The sequence below is a fragment of the Geobacillus thermopakistaniensis genome, from assembly GCF_000498995.1.
Classification (GTDB): domain Bacteria; phylum Bacillota; class Bacilli; order Bacillales; family Anoxybacillaceae; genus Geobacillus; species Geobacillus thermoleovorans.
The window spans coordinates 1-14,681 of sequence record NZ_AYSF01000049.1; the positions used below are offsets into that span (position 1 = coordinate 1).

Here is a 14,681-nt window from a genome sequence, read left to right on the forward strand (position 1 = left end):
AATATTTGCCCAAAATGAAGCCGAAAAATTATGGATGTCTGGTTTGACTCCGGTTCGTCGCACCAAGCCGTGTTGGTCGAACGCGACGATCTCGTGCGTCCGGCTGATTTGTACTTGGAAGGCTCCGACCAATACCGCGGCTGGTTCAACTCATCGCTGTCCACCGCCGTTGCCGTCACCGGCAAAGCGCCGTATAAAGGCGTGTTGAGCCATGGCTTTGTCTTGGACGGCGAAGGGCGGAAAATGAGCAAGTCGCTCGGCAACGTCGTCGTGCCGGCGAAAGTGATGGAACAGTTTGGCGCCGACATTTTGCGCCTTTGGGTCGCTTCGGTCGACTACCAAGCGGACGTGCGCATCTCCGACCATATTTTAAAACAAGTGTCGGAAGTGTACCGGAAAATCCGCAACACGTTCCGGTTTATGCTCGGCAACTTGTTCGATTTTGACCCGAACCAAAACGCCGTGCCGATTGGGGAGCTTGGCGAAGTCGACCGCTATATGCTGGCGAAGTTGAACAAGCTGATCGCCAAAGTGAAAAAGGCCTATGACAGCTACGATTTCGCCGCGGTTTACCATGAGATGAACCATTTCTGCACCGTCGAGCTGAGCGCGTTTTACTTGGATATGGCGAAAGACATTTTGTACATCGAAGCGGCCGACTCGCGCGCCCGCCGCGCCGTGCAGACGGTGCTGTATGAAACGGTCGTCGCGTTGGCGAAGCTCATCGCGCCGATTTTGCCGCATACAGCGGATGAAGTATGGGAGCACATTCCGAATCGGAGAGAAGACGTGGAAAGCGTCCAGCTCACCGATATGCCGGAGCCGATCGCGATCGACGGCGAAGAAGCGCTGCTGGCGAAATGGGATGCGTTTATGGACGTGCGCGATGATATTTTCAAAGCGCTCGAGAACGCACGCAATGAAAAAGTGATCGGCAAATCGCTGACGGCCAGCGTCATCGTCTACCCGAAAGACGAGGCGCGGAAGCTATTGGCGTCGCTTGATGCCGACTTGCGCCAGCTTCTCATCGTTTCCGCCTTTTCGATCGCCGATGAGCCGTATGACGCCGCGCCGGCCGAAGCCGAGCGGCTCGACCACGTGGCCGTCCTCGTCCGCCCGGCGGAAGGCGAGACGTGCGAGCGGTGCTGGACGGTGACTCCAGCTGTCGGACAAGATCCGTCCCACCCGACGCTTTGCCCGCGCTGCGCGCACATTGTGAACGAACATTATTCCGCATAACGAAAAGCGGCAAGGCTGCCCCAAGGTAGCCTTGCCGCTTCATTTGTTTGCCATGGCGAATTATGCTACAATGCAAAAAGGATGAATGAGAAGGACAGGGGGACTTGGCACGGTGGCATACTATTGGATTGCGGCGGCGGTCGTCATCCTCGATCAATGGACGAAATGGCTTGTCGTCCGCTATATGCGGCTTGGGGAAAGCATCCCGGTCATTGACAATGTACTCTATATTACGTCGCACCGCAATCGCGGCGCGGCGTGGGGCATGCTGGAAGGGCAGTTTTGGCTCTTTTATTTGATTACGGTTATTGTCGTGGCGGCGATCGTGATCTACATCCGCCGCCTGAAGCCTTCTGAACGCCTGGCGGGCGTAGGGCTTGGGCTGATGCTCGGCGGGGCGATTGGCAATTTTCTCGACCGCGTCTTTCGCAAGGAAGTGGTCGATTTCATCCACGCGTACATCGGCACGTACAGTTTTCCGGTGTTCAACGTGGCTGACTCGGCGCTGACGGTCGGCGTCATCTTGCTGTTTGTCCATATGTTTTTTTTCGCGACACCAGAGAAAGGGAATGAGTAGATGGACACGATCACATTTCACATTGAAGACGAATATGACGGCGAACGAATTGATAAAGTGATCGCGGCGTTAAATGAGGAATGGTCGCGTTCACAAGTGCAGCAATGGATCAAAAACGGGCTTGTGACCGTGAACGGCCAAACGGTGAAGGCGAACTACAAATGCGAGGCGGGCGACTCGGTCGCCGTCTCACCGCCGGAGCCGGAGCCGCTTCATGTCGAGCCGGAGCCGATTCCGCTGGACATTTATTATGAGGATGAGGATGTCCTTGTCGTCAACAAACCGCGCGGCATGGTCGTCCATCCGGCGCCCGGGCATATGCGCGGCACGCTTGTCAACGCGCTTCTCGCCCATTGCCGCGACCTGTCTGGGATCAACGGCGTGCTTCGCCCCGGCATCGTCCATCGGATTGACAAAGACACATCAGGACTATTGATGGTGGCGAAAAACGACGCCGCCCACCGCTCGCTCGTCGAGCAGCTTGTGAACAAAACGGTGACGCGCCGCTACAAGGCGATCGTCCACGGCGTCATTCCACACGATTACGGGACGATCGACGCGCCGATCGGCCGCGACAAGCGCGATCGAAAGAAAATGGCCGTCACCGAGGAAAACGGCAAGGAAGCCGTCACCCATTTCCGCGTGCTCGAGCGGTTTCGCCATTATACGTATGTGGAGTGCCAGCTGGAAACGGGGCGGACGCACCAAATTCGCGTCCATATGAAATACATCGGCTATCCGCTCGCTGGCGACCCGCAATACGGGCCGAAAAAAACGCTCGCCATCGACGGCCAGGCGCTTCACGCCGGGGTGCTCGGCTTCCGTCATCCGAGAAGCGGCGAGTATTTGGAATTCGAAGCGCCGTTGCCGCCGGAGTTTGCCGAGCTGCTTGACTGGCTGCGAAAAAACGATTGACAAACGAACACGCCCCCTTTACAATGAAAACAGGTGAACAGGAACCTTTAAGTTCAGTCCTGTGAGGCTGAAAAGGGGTCGGAATGACAAAGAAGGGCGATGTATGCCCATCTTGTTTGGTGATAAGCGCGCCATCCCCCGCTTCACAGGCGGGGGGTTTTTTGTGCAAACGGAGGTGGCTTGGATGCAAAAGGCGGTCGTGATGGACGAACAGGCGATTCGCCGCGCTTTGACGCGCATCGCCCACGAAATCATCGAACGAAACAAAGGCATTGACGGCTGCGTGCTTGTCGGAATTAAAACGCGCGGCATTTACTTGGCGCGCCGCTTGGCGGAGCGGATCGAGCAAATTGAAGGGGCGTCCGTTCCCGTCGGTGAGCTTGACATCACCTTGTACCGCGACGATTTGACCGTGAAGACGGACGACCATGAACCGCTTGTGAAAGGAACGAATGTGCCGTTTCCGGTGACCGAGCGGAATGTCATTTTAGTTGATGACGTGCTCTTCACCGGCCGGACGGTGCGGGCGGCGATGGATGCGGTCATGGATTTGGGCCGCCCGGCGCGCATCCAGCTCGCCGTGCTTGTTGACCGCGGCCACAGGGAACTCCCGATCCGCGCTGATTTCGTCGGCAAAAACGTGCCGACCTCTCGTTCGGAACTGATCGTCGTGGAGCTTTCGGAAGTGGACGGCATCGATCAAGTCTCCATTCATGAAAAATAGCGAAGCACCCTTTTAAGCGCAGTCCCGTGAGGCTGCAAAAGGGGCGGAATCGTTTCGGCTGTTTCTGCACCCTCTTTGCGTCTTCGCGGGCAAAGAGGGATTTTTTTGTGCACACTAGAAAGCAAGCCTCGCTCATTTGATCAAAGGAGTGACGAAAGATGAACAAACCGGTGTTGGACATTCAAGACCGCCCGACTGTTGGGCAATGGATCACCTTAAGCCTTCAGCATTTATTCGCCATGTTCGGGGCGACGATTTTAGTGCCGTACTTAGTCGGCTTAGATCCGTCGATCGCCTTGCTGACAAGCGGGCTTGGAACATTGGCGTTTTTGCTCATTACGAAATGGCAAGTGCCGGCGTATCTTGGCTCGTCGTTCGCCTACATTGCGCCGATCATCGCGGCGAAAACGGCTGGCGGCCCGGGAGCGGCCATGATCGGCAGCTTCCTCGCCGGATTGGTGTACGGGGTTGTCGCCCTCATCATTAAAAAAGCCGGCTACCGCTGGGTGATGAAACTGTTGCCGCCGGTTGTGGTCGGCCCGGTCATCATCGTCATCGGCCTCGGCTTGGCCGGGACGGCGGTCGGGATGGCGATGAACGGCCCGGACGGCAAATACAGCTTGCTCCATTTCTCGGTGGCGCTCGTGACGCTCGCGGCCACGATCGTCTGCTCCGTGCTCGCGCGCGGCATGTTGAGCTTGATTCCGGTGCTTGTCGGCATTGTCGTCGGCTATCTCTACGCGTTGGCGGTCGGGCTCGTCGATTTGTCGAAAGTGGCGGCGGCGAAATGGTTCGAATGGCCGGATTTCTTGATCCCGTTTGCCGATTATCCGGTGCGCGTCACATGGGAGATCGTGATGCTCATGGTGCCGGTGGCGATCGTCACCTTGTCCGAGCATATCGGCCACCAGCTCGTCTTAAGCAAAGTCGTCGGCCGCGACCTCATTCAAAAACCGGGGCTGCACCGCTCGATTTTAGGGGACGGAACGGCGACGATGATCTCCGCCTTGCTTGGCGGTCCGCCGAAAACGACGTACGGGGAAAACATCGGTGTGCTGGCGATCACCCGCGTCTACAGTGTCTACGTGCTGGCCGGCGCGGCGGTCATCGCGATCGCTTTCGGCTTCGTCGGCAAAATCACGGCGCTGATCAGCTCGATTCCGACGCCGGTCATGGGCGGTGTGTCGATCTTGCTGTTTGGCATCATCGCCTCGTCCGGACTGCGCATGTTGATCGACAGCCGCGTCGATTTCGGCCAGACGCGCAATTTAGTCATCGCCTCGGTCATCTTGGTCATCGGCATCGGCGGAGCGGTGCTGAAAATCAGCGACAGCTTCCAAATTACCGGGATGGCGCTCTCGGCCATTGTCGGCGTCCTCCTCAACTTGATTTTGCCGGGGCGTCCGCAAGCCGCGGAAAACCTATTTGAAGAAAACCAGAGCGACCATGTCGCCTAATAGGAGAAAGCACCTTTTAATTAAGTCCCGCGAGGCTTAAAAAGGTGTGAAAACAGGCGCATCCAGGGCCGGAGTGCACCTTCTTCGGCTCTGCCATGCGCCGATCGTCACACCTTGCCTGGCCGGCAAGGTGTTTTTTTTCGCGAAAAAACGAAAAGGAGCGAGACCGATGACCCATCTTTTCGCATTAAGTGAACTGCCGCTTGATGAAATCCACCGTTTGCTCGATGAAGCGGAAGCGTTCCGCAGCGGGCGCATCTGGCGCCCGGCGGCGCCGATGTACGTCGCCAACTTGTTTTTCGAACCGAGCACGCGCACGAAATGCAGCTTCGAGATGGCGGAACGGAAGCTTGGGCTTCATGTCATTCCATTTGACCCGGAACGCTCGAGCGTGCAAAAAGGGGAGACGCTGTACGATACCGTACGGACGCTTGAGGCGATCGGCGTCGATGCGGTTGTCATCCGCCATCACGAAGATGCGTATTTCGAAGCGCTCCGCCATGCGGTCGGCATTCCGATCATCAACGCCGGCGACGGCTGCGGGCACCATCCGACCCAGTCGCTCTTGGATTTATTGACGATCCGCCAAGAGTTTGGCGCCTTCACTGGCTTGACGGTGGCGATCATCGGCGACATCCGTCATAGCCGCGTCGCCCGCTCCAATGCGGAAGTGTTGACAAGGCTGGGGGCAAACGTCCTGTTTTCCGGACCGGCGGAGTGGAAAGATGAAACGAATCCGTACGGGACGTACGTCGAAGTCGACGAGGCCATCGCCCGCGCCGATGTCGTGATGCTTTTGCGCATCCAACATGAACGCCATGCGGAAACGATGGGGCTGACAAAAGAAGAGTACCATGCGCGGTACGGGCTGACGCTTGAGCGGGCGCGGCGGATGAAATCGGGCGCCATCATCTTGCACCCGGCGCCGGTCAACCGCGGGGTCGAAATCGCAAGCGAACTTGTCGAAGCGAAGGCATCGCGCATTTTTAAACAAATGGAAAACGGCGTCTACGTCCGGATGGCTGTCTTAAAACGGGCAATGGAAGGGAGAATGGAGCATGGGCGTATGGCTGAAAAATGGCATGTCGTTCAATAAAGATGGGGAATTGATGCGGACACATATCAAAATCGAACACGGAACCATTGCAGCGATCCTCTATGAACAGCCGCTGGAAGCGAATGAGGAGGACGTTATCGACGTTGGCGGCCGTCTCATCGTTCCTGGCCTGATCGACTTGCACGTTCATTTGCGCGAACCGGGCGGCGAAGCGAAAGAAACGATTGAAACGGGCACGCTCGCCGCGGCGAAAGGCGGATTTACGACGGTTGCTGCCATGCCGAACACGAACCCAGCGCCGGATCGGAAAGAGCAGATGGAATGGCTGCAAGCCCGCATCCGCGAAACGGCGCGCGTCAACGTGCTTCCGTACGCGGCGATCACGATTGGGCAAAAAGGGGAGGAGCTGACCGATTTTGCGGCGCTAAAAGAAGCAGGGGCGTTCGCCTTTACCGATGACGGCGTCGGCGTCCAGTCGGCCGGGATGATGTTTGAAGCGATGAAACAGGCGGCGGCGCTCGATATGGCGATCGTTGCCCATTGCGAGGACGACACGCTGACAAACGGCGGAGCGGTGCATGACGGCGAGTTCGCCCGGCGCTATGGACTTCGCGGCATTCCATCCGTCTGCGAGGCGGTGCACATCGCCCGCGACGTCTTGCTTGCCGAGGCAGCCGGATGCCATTATCACGTCTGCCATATCAGCACGAAAGAATCGGTGCGCGTCGTCCGCGACGCGAAGCGGGCCGGCATCCGCGTCACCGCCGAAGTGACGCCGCACCATCTGCTCTTGTGCGATGAAGACATTCCGGGGCTTGATGCGAACTACAAAATGAACCCGCCGCTGCGCAGCCGAGAGGACCGTGACGCATTAATTGAAGGACTGCTCGACGGCACGATCGACTTTATCGCCACGGACCACGCGCCGCATACGGCTGCGGAAAAAGCGAAAGGCATCGAGGCGGCGCCGTTTGGCATCGTTGGGCTCGAAACGGCGTTTCCGCTCTTATATACCCATTTCGTCAAAACAGGCGTGTTTACATTAAAGCAGCTTGTCGATTGGCTGACGATCAAGCCGGCGCAATGTTTCGGCCTCAAGGCCGGGCGGCTTGCCGTCGGGGCGCCGGCGGATATTGCGGTCATTGATTTGGAAACAGAAGAAGCGATTGATCCCGAGACGTTTGCGTCCAAAGGGAAAAATACGCCGTTTGCCGGCTGGGTGTGCCAAGGCTGGCCGGTGATGACGTTTGTCGGCGGTACACTCGTATGGGAGAAAGGAAGGGCGTAAAGATGAAACGGCAGCTGATTTTAGAAGATGGTTCGTTTTTTGTCGGCGAAGCGTTTGGCAGCTTGAAAGAGACGACCGGGGAAGTCGTCTTTAACACCGGCATGACCGGATACCAAGAAATTTTGACCGATCCATCGTATTGCGGGCAAATCGTGACGATGACATATCCATTGATCGGCAACTACGGCATCAACCGCGACGACTTTGAAGCGATCCGCCCGCATGTGCACGGGTTCATCGTCAAAGAAGCGTGCGTGAAGCCGTCCAACTGGCGCGGAGAACTGACGTTGGACGAGTATTTGAAAGAAAAAGGCATCCCTGGCCTTTCCGGCATCGACACGCGCAAACTGACGCGCCTTATCCGCCAATACGGAACGTTAAAAGGGATGATCTGTGGGCTAGATGTCGATCCGGTGGAAGCAGCAGCCAAGCTGCGGGCGATGGAGTGGCCGCGCGACCAAGTGCGGCGCGTCTCAACGAAAAGCGCCTACCCAAGCCCGGGGCGCGGTGAGCGCATCGTCTTGATTGATTTCGGGATGAAACACGGCATTTTGCGCGAACTGAACAAGCGAAATTGCGATGTGATCGTCTTGCCGTACAACGCCACCGCTGAAGAGGTGCTCGGCTGGCATCCGGATGGGGTCATGCTTTCCAATGGACCGGGCGACCCGAAAGACGTGCCGGAAGCGATCGAGATGATCCGCGGGATTCTCGGCAAAGTGCCGCTCTTTGGCATCTGCCTCGGCCATCAGCTGTTCGCGTTGGCGTGCGGCGGGAATACGGAGAAAATGAAATTCGGCCATCGCGGCTCGAACCATCCGGTCAAAGACTTGCGCACCGGCAAAGTCGCCATCACGTCGCAAAACCATGGCTATACCGTCACGCACGAGTCGCTTTCTGGCACCCGGCTTGAGGTGACGCATATCGCCTTAAATGACGGCACGGTCGAAGGGCTCCGTCATTTGGACGTTCCGGCGTTTACGGTGCAGTATCATCCGGAAGCGTCGCCGGGGCCAGAAGATGCCAATCCGCTGTTTGACGAGTTTTTGGCGCTCATCCGCGAGTTCAACAAGAAAGGAGAAGTCATCCATGCCTAAGCGCCGCGACATTGAAACGATTTTAGTCATCGGCTCGGGGCCGATCGTCATCGGCCAGGCGGCCGAGTTCGACTACGCAGGGACGCAAGCGTGCTTAGCCCTAAAAGAAGAAGGATACAAAGTCATTCTGGTGAACTCAAACCCGGCGACGATCATGACCGATACGGAAATCGCCGATAAAGTCTATATGGAGCCGCTGACGCTCGATTTTGTCGCCCGCATCATCCGCAAAGAGCGGCCGGACGCGATTTTGCCGACGCTTGGCGGCCAAACGGGCCTCAACTTGGCGGTTGAGCTCGCCAAGGCCGGCGTGCTTGAAGAGTGCGGCGTGGAAATTCTCGGCACGAAGCTCGAGGCGATCGAAAAGGCGGAAGACCGCGAACAGTTCCGCGCCCTCATGAACGAGCTTGGCGAGCCGGTGCCGGAAAGCGCGATTATTCACAGCCTGGAAGAGGCGTATGCGTTTGTCGAACAAATCGGCTATCCGGTCATCGTCCGCCCCGCGTTCACGCTCGGCGGCACGGGCGGCGGCATTTGCACGAACGAAGAAGAGCTTGTCGAGATTGTGTCAACCGGCTTGAAGATGAGCCCGGTGCACCAATGCTTGCTCGAGCGGAGCATCGCCGGCTACAAGGAGATTGAATACGAAGTGATGCGCGACGCCAACGACAACGCGATCGTCGTCTGCAACATGGAAAACATCGACCCGGTCGGCATTCATACGGGTGATTCGATCGTCGTCGCCCCGAGCCAGACGTTAAGCGACCGCGAATATCAGCTTTTGCGGAACGCGTCCTTGAAAATCATCCGCGCCCTTGGCATCGAAGGCGGCTGCAACGTCCAGCTCGCGCTCGACCCGGACAGCTTCCGCTATTACGTCATTGAAGTGAACCCGCGCGTCAGCCGCTCGTCGGCGCTGGCGTCAAAAGCGACGGGGTATCCGATCGCGAAACTGGCGGCGAAAATCGCCGTCGGGCTGACGCTTGACGAAATGATCAACCCGGTCACCGGGAAAACGTACGCCTGCTTCGAGCCGGCGCTCGACTATGTGGTGACGAAAATTCCGCGCTTTCCGTTTGACAAATTTGAATCGGCGAACCGCCGGTTGGGCACGCAAATGAAAGCGACCGGCGAAGTGATGGCGATCGGCCGGACGTTCGAAGAATCACTGTTAAAAGCCGTTCGTTCGCTCGAGATCGGGGTGCATCATCTGGAATTGAACGAGGCGAAAACGGCCGCCGACGACGTGATGGAAAAACGGATCCGCAAGGCGGGCGATGAACGGCTCTTTTACATCGCCGAGGCGCTCCGCCGCGGGGTGACGGTGGAGACGCTGCATGAATGGAGCCAAATCGACCGCTTTTTCCTGCATAAGATTCAAAACATTATTGAGATGGAAACGGTCTTGAAAAACCACCCGGGCGACCTTGACGTGTTAAAAAAAGCGAAGGGGCTCGGCTTCTCCGATGCGGCGATAGCGGCGTTATGGAACAAAACGGAGCGCGACATTTACGCGCTGCGCCGCCAACGAGGCATCATGCCGGTGTACAAAATGGTCGATACGTGCGCAGCCGAATTCACGTCGGAAACGCCGTACTACTACAGCACGTACGAGGAAGAAAACGAATCGATCGTGACGGAAAAACCGAGCGTCATCGTGCTTGGCTCCGGCCCGATCCGCATCGGCCAAGGGATCGAATTTGACTATGCGACCGTCCATTGCGTCTGGGCCATTAAGCAGGCCGGCTATGAGGCGATCATCATCAACAACAACCCGGAAACGGTCTCGACCGACTTCAGCACGTCGGACAAACTGTATTTCGAGCCGCTGACGGCCGAAGACGTGATGCATGTCATCGACCTCGAGCAGCCGATCGGCGTCATCGTCCAATTCGGCGGTCAGACGGCCATCAACTTGGCGGCGGAACTCGAGGCGCGCGGCGTCCGCTTGCTTGGGACAACGCTTGAGGATTTGGACCGCGCCGAAGACCGCGACAAATTTGAACAGGCGCTCTCGGAACTCGGCATTCCCAAACCGGCCGGCAAAACCGCCGTTTCGGTCGAAGAAGCGGTCGCCATCGCCGAAGAAATCGGCTACCCGGTGCTCGTCCGTCCTTCGTACGTGCTCGGCGGCCGGGCGATGGAAATCGTGTACAATCGCGGCGAGCTGCTTCATTACATGGAACACGCCGTGCGCGTCAATCCACAGCACCCAGTGCTTGTCGACCGCTACATCACTGGCAAGGAAGTCGAAGTCGATGCCATCGCCGACGGCGAGACGGTCGTCATCCCCGGGATCATGGAACATATCGAGCGGGCCGGCGTCCATTCCGGCGATTCGATTGCCGTCTACCCGCCCCAGACATTAAGCGCGGAAGTGATCGACAAGATCGCGGATTACACGATCCGACTGGCGCGCGGGCTGCATATTGTCGGGCTGTTGAACATTCAGTTTGTCGTCTCGGGAAGCGATGTCTACGTCTTGGAAGTGAACCCGCGCTCAAGCCGCACGGTGCCGTTTTTAAGCAAAATCACCGGCGTGCCGATGGCGAATCTCGCCACGAAAGCCATTTTAGGGACGAAGCTCGCCGAGATGGGCTATGAGACGGGCGTCTGCCCGGTGCGCCCTGGCGTGTACGTGAAAGTGCCGGTGTTCTCGTTTGCGAAATTGCGCAACGTCGACATTTCGCTCGGCCCGGAAATGAAATCGACCGGCGAAGTGATCGGCAAGGACGTGACGTTTGAAAAAGCGCTCTATAAGGGGCTTGTCGCCTCGGGCATCCATATCCAGCCGCATGGGGCGGTGCTGTTGACGGTGGCCGACAAAGACAAAGAAGAAGCGGTCGAGCTGGCGCGCCGCTTTGCCGACATCGGCTACCAGCTGTTGGCGACGAACGGCACGGCGGAAACGTTGAAAGCGGCCGGCATTCCGGTGACGGTCGTCAATAAAATCCACTCGGCGTCACCGAACATTTTGGATGTCATCCGCCAAGGGAGGGCGCAAGTCGTCATCAATACGCTGACGAAAGGAAAGCAGCCGGAAAGCGACGGCTTCCGCATCCGCCGCGAAGCGGTCGAAAACGGCATCCCGTGCTTGACGTCGCTCGATACGGCCCGGGCGATGCTGCAAGTGCTCGAATCGATGACGTTTTCAACGACGGCGATGACGGAAGGGCTGGTGCGGTCATGATCGGCCGCGAACGAATGACGGTCGCAAGCCAGCGGTTGATCGCCGAGCGGACGTATGAATTGACGCTTTCAGGCCGCCTCGTGCAAGAGATGCGCCAACCGGGCCAGTTCGTTCATGTGAAAGTGGCCGCATCCGCCGATCCGCTCCTGCGCCGCCCGCTCAGCCTTTGCCATATCGACCACAAGCAGGGGCAATGCACGATCATTTACCGCCAGGAAGGGAAAGGCACGGCGCTGTTGGCGCAAAAACAGCCGGGCGACACGGTCGATGTGCTCGGCCCGCTCGGCAACGGCTTTCCGCTCGAGGCCGCGCCGGCGGGCAGCCGGGCGCTGCTAGTCGGCGGCGGCATCGGCGTCCCGCCGCTCTATGAACTGGCGAAACAGCTCACAAAGCGCGGCGTCAAAGTGGTGAGCGTGCTCGGGTTTCAAACGAAAGCGGCGGTCTTTTACGAAGAGGAATTTGCCGCGTTCGGCGAGACGCATGTCGCGACCGATGACGGCTCGCACGGAACGGCCGGGCGCGTCACCGATGTGATCGAAGCGCGCTCGCTCGAGTTTGACGTCTTGTACGCCTGCGGTCCGAAGCCGATGCTTCGGGCGCTTGCGGAACGGTTTCCGAACCGGCCGGTGTACTTGTCGCTCGAGGAGCGGATGGGCTGCGGCGTCGGGGCGTGTTTCGCCTGCGTCTGCCATGTGCCAGGGAGCGAGACGGCGTATAAAAAAGTATGCAGCGACGGCCCGGTGTTTCGGGCCGGGGAGGTGGTGCTATGAACCGGCTTGCGGTCGAACTGCCGGGTCTTTCGCTCAAAAACCCGATCATGCCGGCGTCCGGCTGTTTTGGATTTGGCCGCGAGTACGCCCGGTTTTACGATTTAAGCGTGTTAGGCGCCATTATGATCAAGGCGACGACAAAAGAGCCGCGCTTTGGCAACCCGACACCAAGGGTGGCAGAAACGCCGGGCGGGATGTTAAACGCCATCGGCCTGCAAAACCCCGGCCTTGACAAAGTGCTCGAAGAAGAACTGCCGTGGCTTGAACAGTTTGACGTACCGATCATCGCCAACATCGCTGGCTCGACGGTGGAAGAGTACGTCGAGGTAGCCGAAGCGATTTCCAAAGCGCCCAATGTCCATGCGTTAGAGCTCAACATTTCCTGCCCAAACGTGAAAAAAGGCGGGATTGCGTTCGGCACCGTGCCGGACGTGGCCGCGGAACTGACGCGGCTTGTCAAAGAAGTGGCGGCTGTCCCCGTGTATGTGAAGCTGTCGCCTAACGTTACGGACATCGTCGCGATGGCGAAAGCCATTGAACAAGCGGGTGCTGACGGCCTGACGATGATCAACACGCTCGTTGGCATGCGCATCGACGTGAAAACAGGCCGGCCGATTTTGGCCAACGGCACCGGCGGCTTATCTGGCCCGGCGGTCAAGCCAATCGCCATTCGCATGATTTATGAAGTGAGCCAAGCGGTGTCGATTCCGATCATCGGCATGGGCGGCGTGCAAACGGCGGAAGACGTGCTCGAGTTTTTCTACGCCGGCGCGAGCGCGGTTGCGGTCGGCACGGCCAACTTCGTCGATCCGTTCGTCTGCCCGACGATCATCAACGACCTGCCGGCGCTGTTGGACGACCTCGGGATCGGCCACATTTCCGAATGCATAGGAAGGAGCTGGAAGACCGGTGCACACGCCGTTCATTGTCGCGCTTGATTTCCCATCAAAACAAGAGGTGGAGCGGTTTTTGCGGCCGTTTGCCGGAACGCCGCTGTTCGTCAAAGTCGGCATGGAGCTGTACTATCAGGAAGGTCCATCCATCGTCGCGTTTCTCAAAGAACAAGGACATGCCGTCTTTTTAGACTTAAAACTGCATGACATCCCAAATACGGTGAAACAGGCGATGAAAGGGCTCGCCCGTGTCGGCGCCGATTTGGTGAACGTCCACGCCGCCGGCGGCCGGCGCATGATGGAAGCGGCGATCGAGGGGCTTGACGCCGGCACGCCAAGCGGAAGAATGCGGCCGCGCTGCATCGCTGTCACCCAGCTGACAAGCACGGACGAGCGAATGCTTCATGAGGAGCTGTGGATTTCCCGCCCGCTTGCGGAAACAGTCGCCCATTACGCCGCCTTGGCGAAAGAGAGCGGGCTTGACGGCGTCGTCTGCTCAGCGAAAGAAGCGGCGTTCATCAAAGAACGGTGCGGCGCCTCGTTCCTTGCCGTCACCCCGGGCATCCGCTTTGCTGATGATGCGGCGCACGATCAAGTGCGCGTCGTCACGCCAAAGCGCGCCCGCGAGCTCGGCGCCGACTACATCGTCGTCGGCCGCAGCCTCACCCGCGCCGCCGATCCGCTCAGGACGTATGCCCGCCTGCAGCACGAATGGAACGGAGGAGAGAGAGAATGAAACACGACATCGCCGCCAAATTGCTTGAAATCGGGGCGGTCGCCCTGCAGCCGAATGAACCGTTTACCTGGTCCTCGGGCTTGAAATCGCCGATTTATTGCGACAACCGCCTGACGCTCGCTTACCCCGGCGTGCGCCGCCTGATCGCCGACGGCCTCGCCGAACTCATCCGCACCCATTTCCCTAAAGCGGACCTCATCGCCGGCACGGCGACCGCCGGCATCCCGCACGCCGCCTGGGTGAGCGAGCGGCTTGAGCTGCCGATGTGCTACGTCCGCAGCCAGGCAAAAGCACACGGCAAAGGAAAACAAATCGAAGGCCAAGCCGAACCGGGCCAGCGCGTCGTCGTCATCGAAGACTTGATCTCGACGGGCGGCAGCTCGCTTGCGGCCGTCCGCGCCTTGAAAGAGGCAGGCTGCGAGGTGCTGGGCGTCGCCGCCATTTTCACATACGGGCTCGAAAAAGCGAAACAGGCGTTTGCCGCAGAGAATTTGCCTGCCTACACGCTTACGGACTACAACACCCTCATCGAAACGGCCGTCCGCCTTGGCGCCGTCAGCGAACACGATCTGGCGACATTGCGGCAATGGCGGGAGAATCCGGAGGAGTGGGGGAGCTAAAAGAGGAAAAGAGGAGCGCGGACCAAAGGATGGTTCGCGCTTTTGTCATGGACGAAGCGGGGAGATGACTCACTCGCCATCGGCGTCATTCCATGGGGAAAAACGGAGTGCGACAGCG

The 14,681-nt window shown here is 58.6% G+C and carries 12 protein-coding genes and 1 pseudogene; all 13 read left to right on the forward strand.

The annotated features are described in order from the left end of the window. Positions 1-27: 27 nt before the first annotated feature. A pseudogene (locus T260_RS129545) lies at positions 28-1,239 on the forward strand (class I tRNA ligase family protein); the annotation flags it as partial. An 85-nt stretch (positions 1,240-1,324) separates the two neighbouring features. Then, the gene (gene lspA / locus T260_RS129540; protein ID WP_081712604.1) at positions 1,325-1,816 is read left to right on the forward strand and encodes a signal peptidase II; all 492 of its coding nucleotides are present in this window, start codon (positions 1,325-1,327) and stop codon (positions 1,814-1,816) included. After that, complete coding sequence (locus tag T260_RS129535; RefSeq protein ID WP_011230646.1) at positions 1,817-2,731, forward strand: RluA family pseudouridine synthase; 915 nt, start codon at positions 1,817-1,819, stop codon at positions 2,729-2,731. Between the two features lie 184 nt (positions 2,732-2,915). After that, a complete protein-coding gene (gene pyrR, locus T260_RS129530; protein WP_011230647.1) occupies positions 2,916-3,455 on the forward strand; it encodes a bifunctional pyr operon transcriptional regulator/uracil phosphoribosyltransferase PyrR in 540 nt (179 codons plus the stop codon). A 158-nt stretch (positions 3,456-3,613) separates the two neighbouring features. Further along, entirely contained in the window at positions 3,614-4,912 is a 1,299-nt protein-coding gene (locus T260_RS129525; protein ID WP_011230648.1) for a solute carrier family 23 protein, read from the forward strand. Positions 4,913-5,081: 169 nt separating this feature from the next. After that, entirely contained in the window at positions 5,082-6,008 is a 927-nt protein-coding gene (locus T260_RS129520) for an aspartate carbamoyltransferase catalytic subunit (RefSeq protein WP_011230649.1), read from the forward strand. Further along, on the forward strand, positions 5,971-7,257 hold the full coding sequence (gene pyrC / locus T260_RS129515) for a dihydroorotase (protein ID WP_011230650.1): 1,287 nt from the start codon (positions 5,971-5,973) through the stop codon (positions 7,255-7,257). The genes T260_RS129520 and pyrC overlap by 38 nt, the downstream gene beginning before the upstream one ends. 2 nt (positions 7,258-7,259) lie before the next feature. Next, on the forward strand, positions 7,260-8,354 hold the full coding sequence (locus T260_RS129510; protein ID WP_023633995.1) for a carbamoyl phosphate synthase small subunit: 1,095 nt from the start codon (positions 7,260-7,262) through the stop codon (positions 8,352-8,354). Further along, entirely contained in the window at positions 8,347-11,544 is a 3,198-nt protein-coding gene (gene carB / locus T260_RS129505) for a carbamoyl-phosphate synthase large subunit (RefSeq protein WP_023633996.1), read from the forward strand. Before T260_RS129510 ends, carB begins: the two co-directional genes overlap by 8 nt. Then, on the forward strand, positions 11,541-12,314 hold the full coding sequence (locus tag T260_RS129500) for a dihydroorotate dehydrogenase electron transfer subunit (protein WP_014195402.1): 774 nt from the start codon (positions 11,541-11,543) through the stop codon (positions 12,312-12,314). Before carB ends, T260_RS129500 begins: the two co-directional genes overlap by 4 nt. Next, on the forward strand, positions 12,311-13,252 hold the full coding sequence (locus T260_RS129495) for a dihydroorotate dehydrogenase (RefSeq protein ID WP_023633997.1): 942 nt from the start codon (positions 12,311-12,313) through the stop codon (positions 13,250-13,252). Before T260_RS129500 ends, T260_RS129495 begins: the two co-directional genes overlap by 4 nt. Further along, entirely contained in the window at positions 13,224-13,943 is a 720-nt protein-coding gene (gene pyrF, locus T260_RS129490) for an orotidine-5'-phosphate decarboxylase (protein WP_023633998.1), read from the forward strand. The genes T260_RS129495 and pyrF overlap by 29 nt, the downstream gene beginning before the upstream one ends. Continuing rightward, positions 13,940-14,563 carry an orotate phosphoribosyltransferase gene (pyrE, locus tag T260_RS129485; RefSeq protein WP_020278157.1) on the forward strand — a complete coding sequence of 208 codons (624 nt, stop codon included), beginning with the start codon at positions 13,940-13,942 and terminating at the stop codon, positions 14,561-14,563. Before pyrF ends, pyrE begins: the two co-directional genes overlap by 4 nt. Positions 14,564-14,681 lie beyond the last annotated feature (118 nt).